Source organism: Nocardiopsis eucommiae (assembly GCF_965344335.1).
In the GTDB taxonomy this organism is placed as follows: Bacteria; Actinomycetota; Actinomycetes; order Streptosporangiales; family Streptosporangiaceae; genus Nocardiopsis; species Nocardiopsis eucommiae.
Genome location: NZ_CBDRIY010000057.1, coordinates 1 through 24491, shown reverse-complemented (window position 1 = coordinate 24491; position 24491 = coordinate 1). Strand labels below are relative to the sequence as shown.

At 70.9% G+C, this 24491-nt stretch carries 19 protein-coding genes and 1 tRNA gene; 6 read left to right on the top strand and 14 right to left on the bottom strand.

Annotated elements, in window-relative coordinates:
- Positions 1-74: 74 nt before the first annotated feature.
- Entirely contained in the window at positions 75-644 is a 570-nt protein-coding gene (locus tag ACRWK8_RS25075; protein ID WP_378741596.1) for an ANTAR domain-containing response regulator, read from the bottom strand.
- A 161-nt stretch (positions 645-805) separates the two neighbouring features.
- Between ACRWK8_RS25075 and ACRWK8_RS25070 the strand changes: the two genes are divergently transcribed.
- Positions 806-879: transfer RNA gene (locus ACRWK8_RS25070), tRNA-Leu, on the top strand.
- An 84-nt stretch (positions 880-963) separates the two neighbouring features.
- On the top strand, positions 964-1770 hold the full coding sequence (locus tag ACRWK8_RS25065) for a transposase (protein WP_431873061.1): 807 nt from the start codon (positions 964-966) through the stop codon (positions 1768-1770).
- A gap of 27 nt (positions 1771-1797) precedes the next feature.
- Here ACRWK8_RS25065 and ACRWK8_RS25060 read toward each other — a convergent pair whose 3' ends face one another.
- From ACRWK8_RS25060 to ACRWK8_RS25050, 3 genes are all read right to left on the bottom strand, one after another.
- On the bottom strand, positions 1798-2244 hold the full coding sequence (locus ACRWK8_RS25060; protein ID WP_431873060.1) for a VOC family protein: 447 nt from the start codon (positions 2242-2244) through the stop codon (positions 1798-1800).
- A gap of 62 nt (positions 2245-2306) precedes the next feature.
- Entirely contained in the window at positions 2307-3194 is an 888-nt protein-coding gene (locus ACRWK8_RS25055; protein WP_378741535.1) for a serine hydrolase, read from the bottom strand.
- Positions 3191-4054 carry a LysR family transcriptional regulator gene (locus tag ACRWK8_RS25050; protein ID WP_378741533.1) on the bottom strand — a complete coding sequence of 288 codons (864 nt, stop codon included), beginning with the start codon at positions 4052-4054 and terminating at the stop codon, positions 3191-3193. The genes ACRWK8_RS25055 and ACRWK8_RS25050 overlap by 4 nt, the downstream gene beginning before the upstream one ends.
- 136 nt (positions 4055-4190) lie before the next feature.
- Between ACRWK8_RS25050 and bla the strand changes: the two genes are divergently transcribed.
- Together bla and ACRWK8_RS25040 are read left to right on the top strand one after the other, a co-directional pair.
- On the top strand, positions 4191-5108 hold the full coding sequence (gene bla, locus ACRWK8_RS25045; protein WP_378741531.1) for a class A beta-lactamase: 918 nt from the start codon (positions 4191-4193) through the stop codon (positions 5106-5108).
- Between the two features lie 256 nt (positions 5109-5364).
- Complete coding sequence (locus ACRWK8_RS25040) at positions 5365-6336, top strand: DUF1266 domain-containing protein (protein ID WP_378741529.1); 972 nt, start codon at positions 5365-5367, stop codon at positions 6334-6336.
- A 166-nt stretch (positions 6337-6502) separates the two neighbouring features.
- Here ACRWK8_RS25040 and pyk read toward each other — a convergent pair whose 3' ends face one another.
- Entirely contained in the window at positions 6503-7936 is a 1434-nt protein-coding gene (gene pyk, locus ACRWK8_RS25035; protein WP_378741527.1) for a pyruvate kinase, read from the bottom strand.
- Between the two features lie 163 nt (positions 7937-8099).
- Here pyk and ACRWK8_RS25030 point away from each other — a divergent pair, with 163 nt between their 5' ends.
- Positions 8100-8810 (top strand): maleylpyruvate isomerase N-terminal domain-containing protein, encoded by a 711-nt coding sequence (locus tag ACRWK8_RS25030; protein ID WP_378741524.1) that lies wholly within the window; start codon positions 8100-8102, stop codon positions 8808-8810.
- 102 nt (positions 8811-8912) lie between these two features.
- Here ACRWK8_RS25030 and ACRWK8_RS25025 read toward each other — a convergent pair whose 3' ends face one another.
- The 4 genes from ACRWK8_RS25025 to gltB all read right to left on the bottom strand — a co-directional run bounded on the left by ACRWK8_RS25025 (position 8913) and on the right by gltB (position 16361).
- Positions 8913-9806, bottom strand: coding sequence for a prenyltransferase/squalene oxidase repeat-containing protein (locus ACRWK8_RS25025; RefSeq protein ID WP_378741594.1), 894 nt, complete (start codon positions 9804-9806; stop codon positions 8913-8915).
- A gap of 72 nt (positions 9807-9878) precedes the next feature.
- Positions 9879-10256, bottom strand: a complete 378-nt coding sequence (locus tag ACRWK8_RS25020; protein WP_378741521.1) for a DUF2784 domain-containing protein — start codon at positions 10254-10256, stop codon at positions 9879-9881.
- A 63-nt stretch (positions 10257-10319) separates the two neighbouring features.
- Complete coding sequence (locus ACRWK8_RS25015; RefSeq protein WP_431873059.1) at positions 10320-11774, bottom strand: glutamate synthase subunit beta; 1455 nt, start codon at positions 11772-11774, stop codon at positions 10320-10322.
- Between the two features lie 27 nt (positions 11775-11801).
- A complete protein-coding gene (gltB, locus tag ACRWK8_RS25010; RefSeq protein WP_378741517.1) occupies positions 11802-16361 on the bottom strand; it encodes a glutamate synthase large subunit in 4560 nt (1519 codons plus the stop codon).
- Positions 16362-16930: 569 nt separating this feature from the next.
- Between gltB and ACRWK8_RS25005 the strand changes: the two genes are divergently transcribed.
- The gene (locus tag ACRWK8_RS25005) at positions 16931-18754 is read left to right on the top strand and encodes a bis-aminopropyl spermidine synthase family protein (RefSeq protein ID WP_431873058.1); all 1824 of its coding nucleotides are present in this window, start codon (positions 16931-16933) and stop codon (positions 18752-18754) included.
- 86 nt (positions 18755-18840) lie between these two features.
- Here ACRWK8_RS25005 and ACRWK8_RS25000 read toward each other — a convergent pair whose 3' ends face one another.
- The 5 genes from ACRWK8_RS25000 to ACRWK8_RS24980 all read right to left on the bottom strand — a co-directional run bounded on the left by ACRWK8_RS25000 (position 18841) and on the right by ACRWK8_RS24980 (position 24135).
- Positions 18841-19743 (bottom strand): hypothetical protein, encoded by a 903-nt coding sequence (locus tag ACRWK8_RS25000; RefSeq protein ID WP_378741592.1) that lies wholly within the window; start codon positions 19741-19743, stop codon positions 18841-18843.
- Positions 19744-20111: 368 nt separating this feature from the next.
- The gene (locus ACRWK8_RS24995) at positions 20112-21293 is read right to left on the bottom strand and encodes a hypothetical protein (RefSeq protein ID WP_378741513.1); all 1182 of its coding nucleotides are present in this window, start codon (positions 21291-21293) and stop codon (positions 20112-20114) included.
- A gap of 106 nt (positions 21294-21399) precedes the next feature.
- Positions 21400-22512 (bottom strand): prolipoprotein diacylglyceryl transferase, encoded by a 1113-nt coding sequence (lgt, locus tag ACRWK8_RS24990; protein WP_378741511.1) that lies wholly within the window; start codon positions 22510-22512, stop codon positions 21400-21402.
- Positions 22513-22558: 46 nt separating this feature from the next.
- The gene (locus tag ACRWK8_RS24985) at positions 22559-23551 is read right to left on the bottom strand and encodes a DsbA family protein (protein ID WP_378741509.1); all 993 of its coding nucleotides are present in this window, start codon (positions 23549-23551) and stop codon (positions 22559-22561) included.
- Between the two features lie 77 nt (positions 23552-23628).
- Positions 23629-24135 carry a MauE/DoxX family redox-associated membrane protein gene (locus tag ACRWK8_RS24980; protein WP_378741507.1) on the bottom strand — a complete coding sequence of 169 codons (507 nt, stop codon included), beginning with the start codon at positions 24133-24135 and terminating at the stop codon, positions 23629-23631.
- Between the last annotated feature and the right edge of the window lie 356 nt (positions 24136-24491).

Below are 24491 nucleotides of genomic sequence, written 5' to 3'. Positions count from 1 at the left end.
CGGCCCCCTGGGCACGGGAAGGGGCCGCACCCGATCGGGTGCGGCCCCGGTTCAGCGCGGCGGGGGTCGGTCCGTTAGGAGGCCTGTCCCCCGAGCGTCTCGACGACCGTCTCGGCGACCTTGCGCATGGTCAGCCGACGGTCCATGGAGTTCTTCTGGATCCATCGGAACGCCTCGGGTTCGCTCATCCCGTGGCGGGTCTGGAGCAGGCCCTTCGCCTGCTCCACGAGTTTGCGGGTCTCCAGACGATCCTGGAGACTGCCGACCTCGGCTTCCAGCGCGGCCAGCTCGGCGTAGCGCGAGGTGGCCATCTCGATCGCCGGAACCAGGTCCGACTTGCTGAACGGCTTGACCAGGTAGGCCATGGCCCCGGCCTCGCGGGCCCGCTCCACCAGCTCCCGCTGGGAGAAGGCGGTCAGGATCACGACCGGGGCGATGCGCTCCCCGGCGATGCGCTCGGCGGCCGAGAGGCCGTCGAGCACCGGCATCTTGATGTCGGTGATCACCAGGTCGGGTTTGAGCTCCTGGGCAAGCCGGATGGCGGCCTCACCATCGCCCGCCTCCCCGACGACGGCGTAACCGTCCTCTTCGAGCATCTCCTTGAGATCCAGGCGAATCAGGGCCTCGTCTTCCGCGATCACCACACGGCTCTGCGTCCTCGTCACGTACACGAGGTTACCGAGATCCGCTAGTATGCTGACCGTTGGCCCCGGCAATCCGCGTCAATCGTGACTCCACCGTTGACCGAGCGACGCCGGAGCAACAGCAAAAGGAAATACAGAGAATGACTTGACACATCAGTCTCGCCCCGGTAGCCCAACCGGCAGAGGCCATGGTCTCAAACACCATCCAGTGTGGGTTCGAATCCCACCCGGGGCACTACAGCCACCTTCACGGGTGGCCTTTTTGCTGTTCAGGGGGCCTCTCCCAGAAATGTCAGATGCGTGAGCAATCATGCACGCTATGTACTCACCACATGTCAGGCGCGATGCCGTCTCCCTCGTCGACTCCGGGATCTCCCACGCGGAGGTCAGCCGTCGGATGGGGATCAACCGTTCCACACTTCGGGCGTGGACACGCGACCGTTCTCTCGTGGACAAGTACGTCGGCACCGACCTGTGTCCCCGGTGCCAATTCGTATCCGCCCTGCCCCGACGTCCTGACGCCTACGGCTATCTGCTGGGCCTCTACCTCGGGGACGGGTGCCTCACCCCGGCGGGAGATCACACCAAGGGAGTCTGGCGGCTCCGGGTGATGTGCTCCGACGCCTGGCCCGGTCTGATCGAACTCTGCGCCGGGAGCATGGCCGCCATCCGCCCCGACCACAAGGTCTCCCGTGTCCCCTCCACGGGCTGCACGGAGGTGCACAGCAACTGGAAGCACTGGCCGTGCCTGTTCCCTCAGCACGGGCCGGGCAGGAAGCACGACCGCACCATCGCCCTGGAGCCCTGGCAGCGGGACATCGTCGAGGAGCACCCCGAGCAGTTCGTCCGGGGGCTGGTCCACTCCGACGGCAGCCGCGTGCTCAACCGAATCAGAAGGTCCCTGCCCGACGGCGGAGTGAAGCACTACGAGTACGCGCGCTACCACTTCACCAATGTCTCCGCTGACATCACCGCGCTGTTCACCGACGCCCTGGACCTGCTGGGCGTCCCCTGGAGGGTCCACACCATCAAGGGCAACGGAAGCCGCCGGGACAAGCACGTGGTGTCGGTGTCACAGCGCGACGCCGTAGCGCGGATGGACGCGTTCGTGGGGCCCAAGTACTGAGGGCGCCCGCACACGGCGAGGACGGGCCTACTCCTCGCCCCGCCAGCGCCTGAGGTCCTCCTCGGTGATCTCCTGCATCGGTGTGGGCTGGGTGATGCGGAGGTGGTTGCCAAAGGGGTCGCGCAGGGCGCAGTCGATGCCGTAGGGCTGCTGGGTCGGTTCCTCGGTGAACGTGACTCCGCGCGAGCGCAGGGTGTCGTAGGTGGCCTGGCAGTCGTCGGTGTTGATGATGGCGGCGACGCCGAGGGCGCCCTTGGTGAGGAGTTCGCGGACCCGGGCGCCGTCCTCGTCCTCCGAGGGCACCTCCAGGAGGATGTGCCGGTCCGGGTCGGCGGGCAAGGTGATGGTGAGCCACCGCATGAATCCCATGTCGACGTCGTCGCCGACCTCGAACCCGAGTTTGCCGACGTAGAAGTCGAGGGCCTCGTCCTGGTCGAGCACGGTCACGGCGTGGATGGCGATCTGAGTGAGCATGCCTCAACGCTACGTCTGACCTGGTCTGTTGAGTTTCTACGGCACGTCAGTTTCGGGTCTGGTCAGGTGGCGCGGAGGTGGTCGCGGAGGGTGCGGGCGGCGCGTCCGATGAGGGCTTCGGCGGCGGGTTGGTGGCGGGCGGGGACGGAGGAGGCGGTGAGGGCGGCGATGGCGTAGGCCTCGCCGCCCCTGTGTTCGACGACGCCGACCTCGTGGCGGTGGTTGAGGACGCTGCCGGTCTTGGAGGACCAGGTGCTGGCGTCGGTGCCGAACTCGGGGGCGAGGCGGTGGCGGATGACGTTGTCAGCCATGAGGGAGCGCAGGCGGGCGGCGGTGTCGGGGTGGATGGTGGTGGGTTTCCACAGCGCCTGGAGGAGGTCGACGTGGGCGCGTGCGGAGCCGGAGTTGGCGCGGGTGACGTCGAGTTGGGGGATGCGGTGTCCGCGTCCGGCGCTGGCCGCCTGGATGGCGAGGGTGTGGGCGAGGTGGGTCTCGTCGGGGGCCAGGCGTTCGGCCGGGGTCTCGTTGAGGTCGCGGACGCGGTGGCGGACGGTGATGCCGTGGATGCCGTGGGCACGGAGGATATCGGTGGTCCGTGCGGGCGGGGTGAGGTCGAAGAGGGTGTCGGCGGCGACGTTGTCGCTGAGGCACATGGCGAGGTAGAGGAGGTCGTCGACCGCGACGGTGGCGGGGTGCCGGAAGCGGCCGAGGCCGATGGGTCCGGTGGTGGGGCCGCCGGGTGCGATCCGTACCGGGGTGGTGCCGTCGAGTTCGCCCCGCTGGAGGCGTTCGAGGGTGGCGAGGGCGAGGGGGATCTTGACGAGGGAGGCGGTGGCGTACTCGGTGTCGGGTTCGATGCCGATCTCGTGGCCGGTGTTGAGGTCGCGGACGAGGAGGGAGGCCTGGAGTCCGGCCTGTTCGAGTTCGGTCTGGAGTCGTTGGGTGATCACGGCGTGGCTCCGAGGCACTGGGCGATGTGTGGGTGCAGGTGGGTGCGGAGTGTCTCGGACTGTTCTCCTGTGGCGGTGTAGGTGCGGGTGGGTTGGATCTCTCCGATGGGGCGCCAGTGGAGGTTGAGGTCGTCGGCCTGGCGGGGTGAGCACAGGAGGAGGTCGTGGGTGGTGAGGACTTCGGCGGTGGCGGTGGTGAGGGTGGTGGCGCGGGCGATCTGGGTGGGTTGGAGTCCGATGGTGTCGCCTGTGTGGGTGAGCGGGTCGCGGATGTGGGGGGTGTCGTCCTCGGGCTGGATCCAGAGGCGGCGGGGCGGGGTGGTGTCGTCGCGGTGCGGGCGGAGGGTTTCGAGGTAGTGGGTGTTGGCGTCGGGAGGGTGGTGGGTGGCGAGGCCGAGGGGGACGGTCCAGTGCGCGCGGTCGGAGGGGACGGCGGTGAGGGCGGTGCGGACCTGGCGGGTGTGGAGGAGTTCCTCGCGTTGGGCGGGTGGCGCGGGGTGGGGGTCGAGGTGGAGGTCGTGGTTGCGGGCCTGGGCGGTGAGGTGGGCGAGGTCGTGGGTGGTGCAGGTGGTGGGGACGGCGAGGCGCAGGGGTGTGCGGCGGGCCTGGGCGGCGTCGTGTTCGAGGGTGTGGGCGAGGTCGACGAGGCGTCGTGCGGTGGGCAGGACGGTGTGGCCGAACTGGGTGAGGGTGGCGCGTCGTGTGGTGCGGTCGAAGAGGGCGGCTCCGAGGTGGTGTTCGAGGGCGGCGATGCGGCGGCTGGCGACGGGTTGGGGGATGCGCGCGGCGGCGGCGCCGAGGGTGAAGCTTCCTCGGTCGCTGACGTGGATGAAGGCGGTGCAGGCTCCGACGAGGTCCATGGTCTGAGGTTATGTCGAAATCGCATGGGTGTGGCTGTTTGTGTCTTGGACAGCATGGGTGGTGGTTGGTGACACTGCGGGAGCGGGCCGGTTCTGGCTCGCTCTTCTTCCGTTTTCTGTCTTCTTGGGGGCTTTCGTGAGCTTTGCTGTGCGCGGTGTGTGGTGGCGTGGTCTCGTTGCGTCGGTGGCGTTGGTGCCCGTGGTGGGGTGCGGCGCGGCCGACGGCGAGGGGGACGCGGGTACGCCGGCGGAGTCGGCCTCGGTGTCGGTGGACTACGCGGCGGAGTTCGAGGCCCTGGAGCAGGAGTACGGGTCCACGTTGGGTGTGTACGCGCTGGACACGGGGTCGGGCGAGGAGGTGGCGTTCCAGGAGGACGAGCGGTTCGCGTTCGCCTCGACGTTCAAGGCGCTGCTGGCGGGGGTGGTGCTGTCGGAGCACTCGCTGGAGGAGATGGAGCGGGTGGTGACCTTCGACGAGAGCGTGCTCCAGCCGCACTCGCCGGTGGTGGAGGAGAACCTGGAGTCGGGGATGTCGCTGTTGGAGCTGTGCGACGCGACGGTGCGGTTCAGTGACAACGCGGCGGCGAACCTGCTGTTGGACGAGATCGGAGGTCCGGCGGGGTTCACGGAGTCACTGGGCGAGCTGACGGGCGACGACGTGACGGTGCTGGAGCGCTATGAGGTGGAGATGAGTGAGGCGGTTCCGGGCGAGGTACGGGACACGAGCACTCCGGCGGCGATGGCATCGAGCCTGGAGGCCTTCACCCTGGGGGATGTGTTGCCGGAGGACCGCCGAGAGGTCCTGGTGGACATGCTGGAGCGGAACACGACGGGTGACGCCCTGATCCGCGCCGGCGTGCCGGAGGGTTGGGTCGTGGGTGACAAGACGGGGAACGGCGGCTACGGGACGCGCAACGACATCGCGGTGCTGTGGCCGGAGGAGGGGGACCCGATCGTGCTGGCGGTGATGTCGACCGTGGGAGTGGAGGACGCCGAGCACGACGACGCGCTGATCGCGGGCGCGACCGAGGTGGTCGTGGAGGCCCTGGGTTAGGGGTTTTCGGCGCGTGTGACGGGGGTTCTGGCCAGGTCGGGACAGTCGGGCCAGAACCTCTGTAACTACCCGACCCATTCGACCCTAAATAGGTCTTTTGTCATTTTATGTAGCTACAAGCTGGCCGAACCGGTCACATCACGGCCACAACCTGAGCACAACCCGTGGGTTCGGTCGCCTGGAAGCCGTCGCGTCCCTGATCCTTGAGGGCGGAAAGCCCTGTCGGATCGGGCTCGCGACGAGAGAGGGGCGAGGGTTGTTGACCGCGGTGGCCGGGGTGATCGGCGCGCTGGTGATCGGGGCCTGGGTCGTGGTGGCCTGGGGGTCCCGGCGTCGGCAGCCGTGGTTGTGGACCCCGGTGGCGCTGCTGGCGGTCCTGCTCGTCGCTGTGGACCTTCCCGGCTGGTCGTTCCTGCCCCTGGTGGCCCTGGCGGCGGGTTCCTTCGCCGAACTGGTGGTGGGCTCGCGTGAGTCGCCCGCGATCCGCACCAAGTCCCCCGACGCCCCGCTGAGCACCGAGCGGTGGGCGGCCGCCGCCGCGGCCCCCTTCCGGGTGGCACTGGCCGAGCCCTGGGACGTGGTGGCGCGGCCGAGCCTGCGGCGCCGTTACCGGCGGATGCTGGAGCGCCAGTGGTCGGTGGTGGACCGTGAGTCGCTGCTGGCCGCCGTGGACACCCTGCTCGCCGGTCTGCACCAGGGGCCGAGCCTGGACCTGGCGGTCGATCTGCGCTCGGGCACGGCCCGGTCGCGGCTGCCCCTGGACCAGGGCGGTCTGGACACCGGCGAGACGGTGGAGCTGTCCCCGGAGCAGGTGGCCCGGTTGCGCGCGGTCACGGGAGTGGCCGAGGGCGACGAGACGGTGATCATCGGCGCCTACCAGTGGTGGAAGTCGGTGCACGTCATCCGGCTGGTGTGCGGTGGGGCGACCCTGGACTGGCTGAGCCCGGTGGAGACGCAGACGCTGCTGCGGCGGGTGGCCTCCGATCTCCAGCGCCGGTACTCGTCGTGGGGTCAGTTGTCGACGGCCTTCCACGCCGGGTACCTGCTCTGGCCGGACAAGGGCGTGGACGGGGACCCGGCGGAGTCCGACCGGCCGGACTCCGACCGCGTGTGGGTGGCGCTGGGCCTGTTGGACGAGGACCCGCGGAGTCCGTGGAACCTGTTGCCGTGGGACATGCCGTTGGACCGGGTGACGTTCGAGGGCGGGGTCTCCTCCCACCAGGAGTAGTGGGTGGGTTCCGTACTCCCCCTCCCCCGCGGTCACCCGACACGACATCGGCCGCACCGGTCGGCCCGGAGAGGTCGGCGCGGCTCAGTACGCCTTCCCCCGGGCCGGACCTGATGCGGCCCGTCAGGTGGCGCCCGTTCGGGGCGCCCGTTCACTCGTCAGCTGGTCAGCTGGCACCGAGGGCGACGGCGTCGCCGAGTCGGTGGACACGCAGGGAGTTGGTGGAACCGGTGGTTCCGGGCGGGCTCCCGGCGACGATGACCACCTTGTCGCCCTTGTGGTAGTCACCGATCTGGAGGAGTTCGGTCTCGACCTGGCGGACCATGTCGTCGGTGTTGTCGACCCACGGGACCAGGTTGCACTCGGTGCCCCAGGTCAGGGAGAGCGTGCCCCGGGTCTCGGCCTCGGTGGTGAAGGCCATGAGCGGGATGGGTGAGCGGTAGCGGGCCAGGCGCCGGGCGGTCTCACCGGACATGGTGAAGGCGACCAGGGCCTTGGCTCCGACGGTGGCGCCGATCTCGGCGGCGGCGCGGGCGATGGCCCCGCCGGTGGTCTCCGGCACCCGGTTGAGGATGTGCGAGGCGCGCAGGGACTCCTGCTCGGCGGCGCTGACGATGCGTGCCATGGTCTCGACGGTCTCGATGGGGTACTGACCGACACTGGTCTCGCCGGAGAGCATGACGGCGTCGGCGCCGTCGAGGACGGCGTTGGCGACGTCGGAGGCCTCGGCCCGGGTGGGGCGGGGCGCGCTGATCATGGATTCGAGCATCTGCGTGGCGACGATGACCGGCTTGGCCTTGTCGCGGCAGCGTTCGATGGCGCGCTTCTGCACCATCGGGACGTTCTCCAGGGGCAGTTCGACGCCGAGGTCGCCGCGGGCGACCATGACGCCGTCGAAGACCTCGATGATGTCCTGGAGGCGCTCGACGGCCTGGGGCTTCTCGATCTTGGCGATGAGGGGGACGGTGACGCCCTCCTCGTCCATGATGCGGTGGCACTCCTCGGCGTCCGCGGGGCTGCGGACGAAGGAGAGGGCCACCATGTCGACGCCCTGGGCGAGGGCCCAGCGCAGGTCGGCCTCGTCCTTGTCGGTGAGGGCGGGCACGCTGACGGCGACTCCGGGGAGGTTGAGTCCCTTGTGGTTGGAGACGGTGCCGCCGAAGATGACGCGGGTCTGGATGTCGGTGCTGGTGGTCTTGGTGCACTCCAGCACGACGCGGCCGTCGTCGATGAGGACGCGGTCGCCGGGGCGGACGTCTCCGGGGAGCCCCTTGTAGGTGGTGGAGACGCGCTGGCGGTCGCCGGGCACGTCCTCGATGGTGATGGTGAACTCGTCGCCTGCGGCGAGGTCGACGGGTCCGTCGGGGAAGGTACCCACACGGATCTTGGGTCCCTGGAGGTCCGCGAGGACCCCCACCGCTCGGTTGGCGTCCGCCGCGGCCTGCCTGAGGTTGGCGAGGCTCGCGCGGTGGTCGTCGTGGGTTCCGTGGCTGAGGTTCAGACGGGCGACGTCGAGGCCCGCGTCGACGAGGCGCCGGAGGGTCTCCGGGCTCGAGGTGGCGGGGCCAAGGGTCGCAACGATTTTTGCTCGACGTGTCACGTCTATCACTTTAGAGCGTCTGGGGGATGGAGTGGTCTAAACCAGGTTGCGAATGCACGTATCTGAGGTGGAGCTGGGGCGAACGTGGTGACCCTGAGTGACGGGTGTGGAATGCGTGTCGTGGCCGTGTGGCCGCGTTCGGCGTCCGGTGAAGGGGTTTTCGGTGTTCGATCGTGCTGTGGTGGTGTCCGCTCTGGGTGCGGAGGTCGCGGCTCTGGAGGAGGTTCTCCTGGGTCTCTCGGAGTCCGAGGTGGTGTTGCCCACACGGTGTGCCCCGTGGGACGTGGCCGCGCTGTCGGTGCACACGGTGGGTTCGTTGCGCCAGGTGGCGGTGGCGCTGGACGGGGAGGAACCGGGTGTGTCGGCCCCGCTGGTGTCGGCTGCTGGGTACTACGTCCCGGAGGTGCGGTTCTCTCCGGCGGTGAACAGGGCACGGGTCGAGGGCGCGCTGGAGCGGGCGGCTCGACGCTCGGACGCGGCGGAGCCGGGCCGGGTGTTGCGCGGGTCCTGGGAGGCGTTGGCGGTGCGTCTGCCGGGTGAGCCGGAGGGGCGGCGGATCGTGACGCGGCACGGGGACCCGATGCTGGTGACGGACTACCTGGTGACCCGCGTGGTGGAACTGGTGCTGCACGGGGTGGACCTGGCGGACGCGCTGGGCCGGGAGCCGTGGACGGCGGGGGCCGCGTTGGACGTCGTACGCGCGGTGCTGTTCGGGTCGGTGGAGCCGGGGGAGCTGGCGAGGGTGCTGCCGGACGGGGCGGGTGCCGGCGGTGCCTCGCTGGTGGCGGTGCGCGCGGTGACCGGGCGCTCGGACTCCGAGGTGGACCGGGCGGCGCTGGAGGCGGCCGGGGTGACGTTCCTGGCGTTGGGCTGAGCGGCCTCGACGGCCGCGGGCCACCCCGTGATCTTCCGCGGGCGGCGGTCCGGTCCTCCTGACCGCCGCCCCTCCCCTGGTCGGCGCTTCCCCGCGCGTTGCTCAGACGGCGTGGCGGGGTCGGGGCAGGTCGGGCTGCACGTGTCCGTAGGCCCGCAGGATGCGGAGCCGCTGGATGGTGCGCATGCCCTCGCGTTCGAGGGTGGCGACGGTGTCCCAGTCGTCCCAGCAGGCGTCCCAGCCCCCGTCGGGGCGCTGCTGGTCCTCGAAGGCCTGGAGGTTACGTTCGATCTCCTGGTCGGTGAAGAGCGGCCGGGCGATGTGGCCCGGGTGCGAGGCGAGGTCCAGCGGCGTGTGGACGTGTCCGGTGGCGCGGGGGTGGACGTCGATGACGGCGCGGATCATGTGGGCGAGGTGGTTCATCGCGACGATGGCTCGGGGGCGGTCGGGGACGTGTTGGAGGAAGCAGCAGAGCCCGATGGCCTCGTGCGGGTTGGTCCACTTGAGGGTGTCGATGTGCTTCCAGCAGTAGGCCGTGGCGAGGTCGCGCCAGGGGTGGGTGACGTTGTTCTTGTGGAGGAGCCCGGTGATCATCGCGGTGATGTCGAGGCGGCTGCCGAAGTCGTCGTTGTGGCGGTACCAGGGCGCGGATTCGGTGTAGCGGGCGCTCGGGAGCGAGATCGGCAGCCCGCCGTCGTCGTTGCTGATGGTGGCGAGGTAGCGGCAGACGCCGACACCGATCTGGGCGGGGATCGGGCCGAGTTCGTCGAGGTAGCGCAGGGCGATCTCGGTGGCCACGGGCTGGCTGGCGTGGCCCCGCAGGTCGGGGTCGAGGCCGTTGCCGTAGCCGCCGTCGAGGTTGCGGTAGGCGGAGAGTGTGGCGCGGACGGGTTCGGCTGGTCCGCTCTGGAAGAGGTAGGCGAAGCGGTGCCGGTCGACGAGCCGGGCGCTGCGCATGGTGAAGTGTTCTGCTGCGCGGTACGAGTCCCAGGTCACAACGGTCATGATTCGACGGTACGACCGTGTCCGGACGGGGAGAACAGCCCGGCCCTGATCCATTCGCGATCTTTACGCGGCGTTCTCGGGGCGCTTGCGTTGGAGGTGGAGGTAAAGGGCTCCGGCCCAGGACAGGGTGACCGTGAGGGCCACGAGGAGCTGGGCCGTGAGGAGGTGTTCGGTGGGGTAGACGACACCGGTGAGGTAGTGCGCGATGAAGCCCTCGGGCGGGAGTCCGGACTGTCCGGCGTTCCGGCGGCCCCAGTCCTCCAGGTGGGTGAGCGGGCACGGCCAGCCGATGACGGTGACGCCCAGGCCGTACACGGCGCAGGCCAGGTGGGGCCAGAACATGCGGGGCCAGCGCCAGGCCGCGAAGCCGCCGAGCGCGACGTAGGCGAGGAAGAGCAGGTGCAGGACCATGGCGCCCTCACCGATGACGCTGTACACCATGGGTCGATCGTAGGCCGCGTGCCGGGCGCGGGGACAGGCCCCCGCGCCCGGCGGGTGGGTCTCCTAGACGAGCGGGCGCTCGGTGGGCGGGATGGCCACCGGCAGGACGGTGTCCTGGGTGAGGTGGCGGTCCACACCGGCCGCCGCGGAGCGGCCCTCGGCGATGGCCCAGACGATGAGCGACTGGCCCCGGCCCATGTCCCCGGCGCAGAAGACGCCGTCGACGGTGGTCCGGTAGTCGGCGTCGCGGACGACGTTGCCGCGCCCGTCGAGTTCGACGCCGAGCTGGTCGAGGAGGCCCTCCTTCTCGGGGCCGACGAAGCCCATAGCGAGGGTGACGAGGTCGGCGGGGATCTCCCGCTCGGTGCCCTCGACCGGCGCGAAGCCGTCGGGGCCGCGCTTGACCTCGACGAGCTTCAGGGCGCGGACCCTGCCGTCGGTGTCCCCGACGAACTCCAGGGTGTTTACGGAGTAGATCCGCCGACCGCCCTCCTCATGGGCGCTGGTGACCTTGTACAGCATCGGCATGGTGGGCCAGGGCTGGTGGTCGGGGCGCGTGGTGGGCGGCTTGGGCATGATCTCCAGCTGGGTGACCGAGGCGGCCCCCTGCCGGTGGGCGGTACCGACGCAGTCGGCACCGGTGTCGCCGCCGCCGATGACCACGACGTGCTTGCCCTCGGCGTGAATGGGGGCGCGGTCGAGGTCGCCCTCCTGCACCCGGTTGGCCAGGGGCAGGTACTCCATGGCCTGGTGGATGCCGTCGAGTTCGCGGCCGGTGGCGGGGAGGTCGCGCCACTGGGTGGCGCCGCCGGTGAGGACGACGGCGTCGTGGTCGGCCCTGAGCTGGTCGGCGGTGACGTCGACACCCACGTTGACTCCGGTGCGGAACGTGGTGCCCTCCGCGCTCATCTGGGCGAGGCGGCGGTCGATGTGCCGCTTCTCCATCTTGAACTCGGGGATGCCGTAGCGGAGCAGACCGCCGACGCGGTCGGCGCGCTCGTAGACGGTGACGTCGTGTCCGGCGCGGGTGAGCTGCTGTGCGGCGGCGAGCCCGGCGGGGCCGGAGCCGACGACGGCGACGGTGCGGCCGGTGCGGTGGGTGGGGGGCAGGGGCCTGACCCAGCCCTCCTCCCACGCGCGGTCGATGATGGAGACCTCGACGTTCTTGATGGTGACGGCGGGCTGGTTGATGCCGAGCACGCAGGCGGACTCGCAGGGCGCGGGGCACAGGCGGCCGGTGAACTCGGGGAAGTTGTTGGTGGCGTGGAGCCGCTCGATGGCCTCGGCCCAGTCGTGCGTGTACACGAGGTGGTTCCACTCGGGGATGAGGTTCCCGAGGGGGCACCCGTTGTGGCAGAACGGGATGCCGCAGTCCATGCAGCGTGAGGCCTGCTTGGTGACGGTGCCGCGGTCGAGGTCCTCCTGGACCTCGCGCCAGTCCTGGATGCGGACGTCGACGGGGCGGTGCTGGGGGAGCTCGCGCTCGGTGATCTTCAGGAAACCCTTGGGGTCAGCCATGGTTCCTCCTCCTCTCGTGTGCTGACTTCAGGACTGTGCGGAGGCCATGACGGCCTCGTCGACGTCGCGTCCCTCGCGTTCGGCCTCGGCCTGGGCGAGCAGGACCCGCTTGAAGTCGCGCGGCATGACCTTGGCGACGCGGTCGAGACCCTGGGCGCCCTCGGCCAGGAGGCGTTCGGCGACGGTGGAGCCGGTCTCGGCGTGGTGGCGGGTGAGGACGCCGGTGAGGAACTCGCGGTCCTCGTCGGTGAGGTCCTCGACCTCCACCATCTCCGGGTTGACGCGGTCGGTGTCGAGGTCGAGCACGTAGGCGATGCCGCCGGACATGCCCGCCGCGAAGTTGCGTCCGGTGCGGCCGAGGATGACCGCGCGTCCGCCCGTCATGTACTCGCAGCCGTGGTCACCGATGCCCTCGACGACCGCGACGGCGCCGGAGTTGCGGACGCAGAAGCGTTCACCGACGACGCCCCGGAGGAGGATCTCCCCTGAGGTGGCGCCGTAGCCGATGACGTTCCCGGCGATGATGTGTTCCTCGGCGGCGAGGGTGGAGGTCTCGGCGGGGCGGACGACGACGCGGCCGCCGGACAGGCCCTTGCCGACGTAGTCGTTGGCGTCGCCGGACAGCCGCAGGGTGACGCCCCGGGGCACGAAGGCGCCGAAGGACTGTCCGGCGGAGCCGGTGAAGGACACGTCGATGGTGCCGTCGGGCAGGCCGTCGGCGCCGTAGCGCTTGGTGACCTCGTGCCCGAGCATGGTGCCCACGGTCCGGTTGACGTTGCGCACGGGCAGTTCGAGGCGGACCGGCTGGCCGAAGTCGAGCGCTCCCTCGCTGAGCTGGATGAGGGTGTTGTCGAGCGCCTTCTCCAGGCCGTGGTCCTGGGCGCGCCGCCGGGCCCGGTGGTCCCCGGCGATGGGCTCGACCTCGTGCAGGATCGGGGACAGGTCCAGGCCCTGGGCCTTCCAGTGGTCGACGGCCTCGACGGTGTCGAGCAGGTCGACGGAGCCGATGGCCTCGTCGAGGCTGCGGAAGCCGAGCTGGGCCAGGTACTCGCGGACCTCCTGGGCGATGAACTCGAAGAAGTTCACGACGTACTCGGCCTTGCCGGAGAACCGTTCGCGCAGGGCGGGGTTCTGGGTGGCCACGCCCACGGGGCAGGTGTCGAGGTGGCAGACGCGCATCATGACGCAGCCGGAGACGACGAGGGGCGCGGTGGCGAAACCGTACTCCTCGGCGCCGAGCAGGGCGGCGACGACGACGTCGCGTCCGGTCTTCATCTGGCCGTCGGCCTGCACGACGATGCGGTCGCGCAGGCCGTTGAGCAGCAGGGTCTGCTGGGTCTCGGCGAGGCCGAGCTCCCAGGGGGTGCCCGCGTGCTTGAGGGAGGTCAGCGGCGAGGCGCCGGTGCCTCCGTCGTGGCCGGAGATGAGGACGACGTCGGCGTGGGCCTTGGACACGCCGGTGGCGACGGTGCCGACGCCCGCCTCGGAGACCAGCTTGACGTGGACCCGCGCGGACGGGTTCGCGTTCTTGAGGTCGTGGATGAGCTGGGCGAGGTCCTCGATGGAGTAGATGTCGTGGTGCGGCGGCGGCGAGATGAGGCCGACGCCGGGCGTGGAGTGGCGGGTGTTGGCCACCCACGGGTAGACCTTGTGGCCGGGCAGCTGGCCGCCCTCGCCGGGCTTGGCTCCCTGGGCCATCTTGATCTGGATGTCGTCGGCGTTGCTGAGGTAGTGCGAGGTGACGCCGAAGCGGCCGGAGGCGACCTGCTTGATGGCGCTGCGGCGCAGGTCCCCGTTGGCGTCGGGGGTGAAGCGGGCCGGGTCCTCGCCGCCCTCGCCGGTGTTGGACTTGCCGCCGAGGCGGTTCATCGCGATGGCGAGGGTCTCGTGTGCCTCGGCGGAGATGGAGCCGTAGGACATGGCGCCGGTGGAGAAGCGCTTGACGATCTCCGAGACGGGCTCGACCTCGTCGATGGGAACGGGTTCGCGCACGCCCTCCTTGAGGCGGAAGAGGCCGCGGAGGGTCATGAGTCGGGCGGACTGGTCGTCGACCCTGTTCGTGTACTCCTTGAAGATGTCGTACTTGCGGCTGCGCGTGGAGTGCTGGAGCCGGAAGACGGTCTCGGGGTCGAACAGGTGGGGCTCGCCCTCGCGGCGCCACTGGTACTCGCCGCCGACCTCCAGGCGCCGGTGGGCGTTGGGGTTGGCGGTGTGGGCGCGGCGGTGGCGGAGCGCGACCTCCTCGGCGAGGACGTCGAAGCCGACGCCGCCCAGGCGGGAGGTGGTGCCGGTGAAGCAGCGGTCGATGACCTCCTGGCCCAGGCCGAGCGCCTCGAAGATCTGGGCTCCGGTGTAGGAGCTGACCGTGGACACCCCGATCTTGGACATGACCTTGAGGACGCCCTTGCCGAACGCCTTCACGGTGTTGCGGACGGCGGTGTCGGCGTCCTCGACGCCGCCGAGGGTGCCGCGCTCGACGAGGTCGCGGACGGTCTCCAGGGCCAGGTACGGGTTGACGGCGGAGGCGCCGTAGCCGACGAGGAGGGCCACGTGGTGGCACTCGCGGACGTCGGCGGCCTCGACGAGGAGACCGACCTCGGTGCGGGTCTTCTCTCGGACCAGGTGGTGGTGGACGGAGCCGGTGAGCAGCAGCGACGGGATGGGCGCGCGTTCGGCGTCGGCCCTGCGGTCGCTGAGCACGAGGATGTGCGCGCCGCCGTCGATGGCCTCGGAGACCTCGGCGTTGATCTCGTCCAGCCGCGCGGACAGGGACCGGCCGCCGCCGTCGACGGGGTAGGTGCCGTCGACGGTGAAGGTGCGCAGTGCCGGGTTGTCCCGCCCGGCGGCGACGATGGCGGCGAGCTGGGCCTGGTCCACGACCGGGGTGGGCAGGACGAGGCGCTGGGTGTCGCCCGGGGACGCCTGGAGGAGGTTGCCCTCGGCGCCGAGGAGCGTGGACAGGCTGGTGACCATCTCCTCGCGGATGGCGTCCAGCGGCGGGTTGGTGACCTGCGCGAAGTTCTGCGAGAAGTAGTCGAAGAGCTGACGCGGGCGCGCGGACAGGGCGGCCACCGGGGTGTCGGTGCCCATGGACCCGATGGGTTCGGCGCCGGTGCGGGCCATCGGGGTGAGGATGATCCGCAGTTCCTCCTCGGTGTAGCCGAACACCTGCTGGGCGAGGTTGAGTTCGGTGACCGGGGTGGGGTCGGCGGCGGGGAGGTCGGCCAGGCGCAGGACGCCGGAGTCGATCCACTCCTGGTAGGGGTGTTCGGCGGCGAGTTCGGCCTTGATCTCCTCGTCCTCGATGATCCGCCCCTGGGCGGTGTCCACGACGAAGATGCGGCCGGGCTGGAGGCGTCCCTTGCGCACGACGGTGGCGGGGTCGATGTCGAGGACACCGGCCTCGGAGGCGAGGACGACGAGGCCGTCCTCGGTGACCCAGTAGCGGCCGGGACGCAGGCCGTTGCGGTCCAGGACGGAGCCGACGACGGTGCCGTCCGTGAAGGAGACCGAGGCGGGGCCGTCCCAGGGCTCCATGAGGGTGGAGTGGTACTCGTAGAAGGCCCGGACGGCCGGGTCCATCTCGGTGTGGTTCTCCCAGGGCTCCGGGATCATCATGAGGACCGCGTGCGGCAGGGAGCGGCCGCCGAGGTGGAGCAGCTCCAGGGCGTCGTCGAAGGACGCGGTGTCGGAGTCGTCCGGGTCCACGATCGGGAAGACGCGGGAGAGGTCGCCGGGGATGAGCTCGGTGGCGAGCTTGGCCTCGCGGGACCGCATCATGTTGCGGTTGCCCTTGACCGTGTTGATCTCGCCGTTGTGGGCCACGTAGCGGAACGGGTGGGCGAGCGGCCAGGACGGGAAGGTGTTGGTGGAGAACCGGGAGTGCACCAGGGCCAGGCCGGACTCGTAGCGCCGGTCGGACAGGTCCGGGAAGAACGGCTCCAGCTGCGGGGTGGTGAGCATGCCCTTGTACGCGATGGTGCGCGGGGACAGGCTCGGGAAGTAGACGTCGGCCTCGTGCTCGGCGCGCTTGCGGACGCAGTAGGCGTGGCGTTCGAGGTCGATGCCGGTGAGGCCCTCGGTGGCGGTGCCCGGCGTGCCGGTGAGGAAGAGCTGCCCGAAGGAGGGCATGGCCTCGCGGGCGGCGGGACCGCTGTACTGCGGCTCGAAGGGGACCTCGCGCCAGCCGAGGAGGGTGAGGCCCTCGTCGGCGACGATGGAGTTGATGGTCTCCACGGCGGCCGCGCGCTCGGCGGCGTCCGACGGGAGGAAGCCGATGCCGGTGGCGTAGGCGCCCGCGGCGGGGAGGGGGAAGTCGCAGACCTCGGTGTAGAGGGCGTGCGGGATCTGGGTGAGGATGCCCGCGCCGTCGCCGTCGTCCGGGTCGGCCCCGGAGGCGCCCCGGTGGTCGAGGTTGCGCAGGACGGTCAGGGCCTTGCTGACGATGTCGTGGCTCTGGCGACCGGTGAGGTCGGCCACGAAGCCCACTCCGCAGGCGTCGTGCTCGAAGGCGGGGTCGTACAGGCCCTGGGGTGTGGCTTCTGCGTTCGTTCGGACGGACGAACGCCGCACGTTTCCAGCGGGCATCTGCCCTCCAGTCGTCTCTCGTCGGCTTCGTGAAAAGCGCATCGGGACGACGTTGGCCCTGCTGCGTGCGTGATGCTGTTGTGTCCGCCGGGGGCGGGTCCCGACCGTGGGTCTCCCGGTCGTCACCGTGTCGCGTACACGTCCTCGTGTCGCCGGTGTCGGTGGGCGTCCCGTGTCGGGCAGGTTCTCTTATACAGGCTGGTCCGGCCCCGATGCGAATCGGAGGTCTAGACCAGAAGGCGCCGCGGTGCGCCGTGGCCCGTCGTGTGCCACCCCCCTGTGGAGGGGCGCGGGTCCCTCTCGGACCGGTGTCCGATGAGAGCTGGCCCAGCAGGTTGTTCCACGAGGGAAATCCGCTAAACCTCCCAAAGGGGAGGAAAGGCCGTCCGTTGATCGGATCCTCACCGAGCGCGGGAGGGCCCTGACCACCGCCTACCCACGTTACCCCGGGGGCGCCACCGCCCCCAAGGGCGGACGGACCACACCGGGGAGTGACATCCCCCTCATCCGGGGCGCGCGGTCCCGGTCGTGGCACCGCCGGAGCGTCCGCGACGTGGGAGGATCACGGCATGGCAGGACACCCGACTTCCCCTGGCCCGGTCGATCCCGGAGCCGACTCCCCCGTGGCCACCACCGCACCCGGCGGCCCGGTCCCGGAGACCCGCGCGGCCCCTCGGCGCGAGGAGCGCCCGCCCCTCCCCGAGGCCGCGGAGGACTTCCTGCGCGATTACGGGCCCGACGCGGCGCGGCCCAGGAGGGTCCTGGCGCTGCTCTCCGACGGCCGGTGGTGGACCGCCAACGACCTCGTGCGCGCCAGCGGTGTGGCGCACGCCGTGATCGCGTCCCTCTTCGGGGCGCTGGAGGGCGCGGGGGAGCTGGAGCGCGAGCCCGGAGGCGACCGGCGCCGCCTGTTGAGCCCCGTCCCCTACTCCGGGGCGGCCGGGCCGACGCTGGCCGACCCGGTGGCGCACCTGCTCCCCGCCCACTCCCGGGCCGCCGAGGAGCTGGCCCGGGCGGTGGCCGAGGGGCCCGCCTCCGACCTGGACCTGGACCACGTGTCCGCGACCGCCGAGACCGCGCTGCGCCGGGCCCTGTTCCTGGCCACCCGGTTCGACCTGCGTCAGCGCACGCTCCTGTGCGTGGGCGACCACGACCTCACCTCCCTCGCGCTGGCCCTGGTGCGTCCGGACGCCCGGGTACTGGTGGTGGACCTCGACGAGCGGGTGCTGGCCCACATCGACGCGGTGGCCGACCGGCTGGGGCTGCCGGTGCGCACCCACACCACCGACCTGCGGCTGGGACTGCCCCCGTCACTGCGGGAGGGCGCCGACCTCGTTTTCACCGATCCGCCCTACACGCCCGACGGGGTGGACCTGTTCGTGCGGCGCGGGGTGGAGGGCCTGGCCGACCCCCGGCGGGGGCGGGTGCTCGTGGCCTACGGCGCCAGCGAGACCACGCCCAAGCTGGCGGCCGCGACCCAGGCGCGTATGGTGCGCTCGGGGCTGCTCTTGGAAGCCGTGTGGCCGGACTTCAACCGCTACCTGGGGGCGGAGTCCATCGGCGCGGCAAGCGACCTGTACGTGCTGCGTCCGCTCGCGCGCGCTCTGCCCTCCCCCGGCGGTGACTCCTCTCGCGTGTACAGCCAGGGGGTCAACGCCAAGGAGGCGCGCGGCGGCCTCGACACGGAACGGGCCACCGCCGTGCTGGAGCGGGTCGCGGAGCTGACCGGCTCCGCCCCGGCGGATGACGGCGCGGACGCGGGGGCCGGGGCCGCATCTCCCGCGCTGGTCGGCGACTGGCCGCGTGAGGTGGCCGGGGGCACCCGGGTGCGACTGTCCACGTGGATGGACTCCCCCACCGCCGTCGGAGCGCGTGCGGTGATCAACCTCACCGGCGGATGGGAGCGGTCGGCGCCCCGGGTGGCGTTGGCCTCCACGGCAGACGACACCTTCGTGCTGGTGCCCTCGTCGTCGCGCTGGGTGCGTGATGAGGCGGGTCAGAAGGGGTTCCGTGCCCTGGTGGAGCCGGGGTTCCGGGTGCGGTTCCTGCGGGGGGTGGGGGCCGCCGACCTCACCGCGATCCGCTGCACGCGGGTCCCGGAGCCGGGCGCGGGCACCGCCGGCCTGCTGGCCCACGTCCAGGGAAGGTCCCACGGGACGTTGACGGCGACGCTGCGCGCGGGGCTGGTGGAGACGGCGGCCGGGCGGGGACTGCCGATCAACAAGCGCACCGCCCGGCACGCGGTGGCCGCGGTCCCGGACTGGGTGGCGGGTCACACCCTGCTGGACCTGCCCGAGCACCGGTTCCCGGGGCTGCGCACGGTGGTCTCGGACCTGGTCGCCGGGCTCGACGAGGCGGGGGCGGAGCGGGGGCGGTCCGAAGGCGAGGGCTGAGCCGGTCCGGTCCACGAACGCGGGCGGGGCCCGGTGGGAGGTCGTTCCCACCGGGCCCCGCCCGCGTGTCGGAGGGGTCGTCGCCGCTACTGGCCGGGCTGGGTCGGTGTCTCGACCGTGCCGTCGGCCGGGGGCGGGTCCTCGACCAGCTCCTGTTCGGTTCCCTCCACGGCGCCCTCGCCCGTTCCGGTTCCGTCCCCGGTGCCCGCACCGGTTCCGTCTCCGGCGCCGTCCTCGGTTCCGGTGCCCTCACCGGCGCCGGGCGCGGTCTCCTCGCCGCCGAGCTCACCGATCCGGCGGAAGAACGGGTTGCGGAAGTTGGCCAGGGTCACCAGCGGGGTGACCAGGCTGACCCGCTCGTCGACGGACTCGGAGTCGGTGGGCTGGACCCAGACGACCACCAGGTAGTGGCCGGTGATGATGGCGTCGGCGGCGCTGTAGCCGGCGCCGAGGCGGTCGAGGGGGGACTCGCCGGACGGGGAGAGCACGAACCCGGGGTCGACCGGCTGTTCGCCCTCCTCCGCCTCGGGCAGCTCCATGGCTTCGGCCACGGCACGGCTGCCCTCGATGTCGGCCAGGTTGAACACCGCGACCACACCGAAGACGTCGTCATCGGACAGGTAGGTGGCGCGACCCGCCTGCGTGCAGTCCGCCTCGGTCAGCGCCTGCCGGATCTGATCGCCCCAGACCGCCGCCGAGCAGTCCTCGGTCAGGTCCGAGTCCCGCAGGGTGAAGTCCAGGCTCTGCCCGGAGATCTCGGAGTTGTGGCGCTCGAACAGCTCGCCCTCGTTGAGCGGCCGGGTGTCCTTGTCCCGGGAGGACAGCACCGCGTTCATGTTGCTGTCCTGGGAGTCCTGGACCTTGTACAGGGCCGGGCGGGTCTCCTGGGCGGCCTGCTCCTCGCCGCCGTCCCCGGAGAACTGGAGGAACAGCACCGTGCCCAGGGCGATGAGCGCCACGACGAGCACACCGACCAGGACGGTCAGCATCCCACCGAAGCGGCGGGGTTCCTTCTTGCGTCGGCCACCGCCCTTGCGGCGTCCGCCCTCGCGGCTCTCGGACCGGCTCTGGTCCGCCCGGGCGGGGGGTTCGGCTGGCTCGCTGTCTTTCCTCCGGCGGCCCGGCCTGCCAGGCGTCGACGGTTCAGAAGGGGACACCCAAAGGACCTTTCCGTGGATGCGGGCCGGTCACGTGACGTGACCGGCCCGGCTGCGCTCGGGAACGGCGGGGGGACGCCTCCCGCCTGGTGTCGACCCCGGGGTCGTGTTCCCAGAAATCGGTGGAACACACCCCGGCGGGCGGGTCGATCTGTCCGAGATCCTATCGGGGCGCCCGACGGGGCCGGACAGACCCGTTCCTACTCGCCCTCCCCCTCGTCCTCGGGCTTGTGCGCGACGACCTCGTCGTAGACGAAGCTGAAGGCGCTCTGTGAGACCACGCTGGCGGTCGCCAGCCCGGAGTCGTCCCCGGGCAGGGAACCGTCGGTACGCGCGACCCAGTACACGGCCAGGTAGTGGCCCATCACCTGGGTGGTGGCCTGGCTGTACCCCTCCTGGAGACCCTCCACGCCGTCGATCTCGCGGGACAGCAGGAAGCCGGCCCCGGTCTCGACGTTGGTCGGGTCCATGGCGGCGGCCACGTCGGCGGCTCCCGCGCTGTCGGACAGGTCGAACAGGGTCACCTGGGCGACGTAGTCGTCCTTGGAGTCCGTGTACACCCCGGAGGCCGCGTTGAGGCAGTTGGCGTCCAGGAGGCTCTGCCCGAGCTCCTCGCCCCACACCAAAGAGGTGCAGGACTCGGTGACCTCGGACTCCTGGAGTTCCAGCTTCATCCCGGCCATGTCGAGTTCGTCGACCGGTCCGAAGACGGACTCGTCGGTCATGGGCTCGACGTCGTCGGGACGGTTCTCGATGGCGCCGAACACCTCCGGGCGGTCCGGCTCGAACAGGTACAGCTCCGGTGTGATGGTGCTGTGCCCCTCGGGCGGCGCGACGATGGTCTCCTCGCCCCGGTCGGTGTTGCCTCCGGTCCCGGTGACGAGCTGGTAGGTCAGCAGGCCCAGGAGTGCGACCAGGGCGATGCTGAAGGCGCCCAGGAGCACCCCGAGCACGGCGGTGCCGCGCTTGCGCTTGCTCTGCTCCGCGAGGGTGTAGACGATCTGGTTGGGCCGGTCGCCCAGGACCGACACCTTCTTGATCGCGGACGCGGAGAACGCGGAGACGCGCCCCACGCCCTTCTTGTCCTTGCGGCGACCCTTGCGGCCAGCGGAACGTCCGGCCTCCTGCTCCGAGACCTCCTCGTCCTCGTGGTCGTCCTCGTACCCGGTGTCCGGGTCGTCCTGGTGGTCGTCGTACTCGGCGTCCGGGCGGGACTGGGTGTGACCGTACTCGGCGGAGAAGTCCTCCTCCGGGTCGTACTGCTCCTCGTACCCGTCCTCGGGGCCGTAGTCGTCGACGTGCTCTTCGGTGTGGGCGCTGTCGGCGCGACGGGATCCGCCGCGCCGACGTCTGCGTCCGTGACCGGACTCGGCTCTGCTCACGGTCTTTCTCAATCGTCAACCCGTGGTCTGCTCGACTGGTGCGGGCTTCGTCGTACGGCGCGCACGGCCACGGGCCGGTGCGCCGGTTTTCGGAATGTCCCGCGCTCTACTCGGGCTTCGACCCGGAGTTGCCTTCCGCGCCGTCGGCGCCGTCCTCCGCCGAGCCCTCGCTACTAGATCGCTCAGGGCTCGGGTGGTATTCCGTCCCCGCGCCCTCGGACGAGCCCGTGGCCTGGTCGAACACCGAGTCGTCGCCGTCGACCGCGCTGTACACGGTGCCTTCGTCGGCCTTCTCGTCGGAGGATGTGTCTCCGAACACCTGGGTCCCGGCGTCGTGTCCGTGGGGGACGACGGCGCTGGAGAAGGAGTCGAGGCGGCGACCGGCCCAGACGAAGTAGGCGAGGGCGCCGAGGAAGACCGCGATGGAGGTCCAGTTGTTCAGGCGCAGACCGAAGAAGTCGTTGGCGGGGTCGACGCGCAGGTACTCGATCCAGAAGCGGCCGACGCAGTAGCCCATGACGTAGACCGCGAAGAGGCGTCCGCCCTGGAGGGAGCCCTCGAAGCGGCGGCCGAGGTAGGCCAGCAGGACCGCGAGGACCAGGCACCACAGGGACTCGTAGAGGAAGGTCGGGTGGTAGGTGGTGACGCCGACCTCCATGCCCGCCCGCATGTGGCCTTCGGGGGTGGGGTGGATCTCCAGGGCCCAGGGCAGGTCGGTGGGGCGCCCGAAGAGCTCCTGGTTGAAGTAGTTGCCCCAGCGGCCGATGGCCTGGGCCAGGGGGAGGGTGGGGGCGATCGCGAAGGAGAGCTTGGACATGGAAAGCCCGCGCTTGCGGGCGACCAGCCACACGCCGACGGCGCCGAGCGGGATGGCGCCCCAGATGCCCAGGCCGCCCTCCCACACGTACAGGGCGCGGATGGCCTCCCGGTCCGGCCCGAAGTACAGGTGGGCGTCACTGATGACGTGGTAGAGGCGACCACCGATCAGACCCAGGATCACGGCCCACACAGCCATGTCCATGATGGTGCCGGGTTCGCCGCCCATCGCCTTCCAGCGGCGCTCGCTCCAGAAGACCGCGACGATGACCCCGGCCAGGATGCACAGGGCGTAGAAGTGGATCTGGAACGGCCCGATGGGGATCGAGTTGACCTCGGGGCTGGGAATGGCCGCGAGGGCGCGGCCGACCTCGGCCGCGCCCTCGGAAGCTGTCGACGACAATGTCACTGCTCTGCTCTCGGGTTCGCCCCGCGTGCGGGGGTGGTGATCAGGGGTTCTCCTCCGCGTCACCCCCGCCGTCGGCATCCTTCGGCTCGGTGCTGACCTCGCCGTCGCCCGCGTCGGCGATCGCGTCGGCCAGGCCCCTGGGACTCATGGCGGTGTTGCCGTCGAGCAACTCGCCGTTGATGTAGACGGAAGGCGTGGCGCGGAACTCGTTGGCTCCGCTGTAGCGAGTGTAGGCCTTCCCTGTGGCGTCGATGATCTCGCCCGTGTAGGTGCCCTCCAGGAAGGAGGCGTCGTGTCCGTTGCTCTCTCCCCAGCTGATGAGGTCGGACAGGACCATGGTGCCGATGTTCTCCTGGCCGATCTGCTCGGTGGCGTCGGCGGTGAGGGCGGGGAGGTAGTCCTCGGTGAACTCCCTGACGATCTCCGCCTCGCCGTCGACGCGGTCGTCGAAGGCCTGGGCGTCCTCGTCGGAGGCGCCGGTGTCGCGGAACCACTGCTGGAGCTCGTCGACGCCGAAGCCGTCCTTGCCCTCGGTGGGCTGGTTCTCGAAGAGGGTGTCGTTGTACTCGACGAAGACGCCGTGGTCGGCGGCGGCTCGGGCGGCGGCCCCGGCGCGCAGTGAGTTCGAGCTGATGGGGACGGGCTGCTGGGCGAAGATGCTGACCGGCCGGTAGTGGACGATGGCGGCGCCCGCGGCGGCCTGTTCCTTGAGGACGTCACCGCCGAAGTGCTCGAACTGGCGGCAGGCGGGGCACTGGTAGTCGGCGTAGACCTCGACGACGGGACCGGCGGCGTCCGGTTCGGCCATCACGACGCTGCCGTCGTCCTGGAGGGTCTGGGCGGCCAGCGGACCGTCGTAGCCGTCGCCGCTGTCGGAGGTGAGGACGGCGTAGCCGATCCCGACGACGAGCAGGACCACGGCCGCGGCGGCGCCGACGACGATGAGGGTCCGGTTGCGTTTGGCGGCCCGCTTCTCCTTCTCCCGCTGTTCCCTGAGCTTCTCGCGGGAGCGCTTGCGCGCTTCACTCCCCATGGTGTTCCTCTGTTTCTGGCTTTCTGGAGGTGGTTCGACCGTCGCGTCGGAGTGCCGTGGCTCCGGGTCTGCCGGAGCTAGCGGAAGAGTCCGAGGACGCGGTCGAGGGCGAAGGGGGACCGGGGCCAGAGCGCGATGAAGGCGCCCATGGCGGCGAAGGCGATGTCGCGGGCGATGGAGAGCCCGTAGGTGGTCTCGCCGGGGTCGACCTGTCCGCCGCCGCCGAAGCAGCCGCAGTCGATGTTGAGGCCCCGGGCCATGGCGGAGAGGATCCCGGCGATGAAGACGACCATGAGGAGGGCGCTGACGGCGCCGACCTGCCGGGTGGCCATGCCCACGAGGAGGAGCAGGGCGAGGGCGAGCTCGAACAGGGGCAGGAGGTGCCCGATGAGCAGGGCGATCTCCGCTGGGAAGAGGTCGTAGGCCTCGACCGCCTGGACCGAGAGGGCGGGCGGGAACTTGGTGACGGCCGCGGTGATGAGGACGGCGGCGAGGCCGACCCGGCAGGCGAGGGTGAGCCAGGGCTGGACGGTCTCCCAGCGGCTGGCGGGCTGGGCGGGGGCGTCGTCGTGGGTTTCCGTCATCTGCGAGGCCTTCGGGAGTGGGGGTCGGTCGTCCGCGCCCATGGCGAAGGGTGTTCGCCACGTCGCTCTTCGTGTTGAAACAAAGCCTACTGTGTGTAGTGAGTTTGTGGCACAAAGCATCGAAACCGGGGACGCGGCGGACGGCCACGAGTCCGGAACACCGCCATCTCACCACCGGGACGCCGACCGGGTGGCGGGTTCACGGGGAATCGGGGTCCCCTCTCACCCGATTCTCACCCTCTTAACCCTGTGCTTGACGTGCGCGTGAGCGGGTCGGGACACGAGAACGGTGGGGGGGGGGGGGGGGGGGGGGGGGGGGGGGGGGGGGGGGGGGGGGGGGGGGGGGGGGGGGGGGG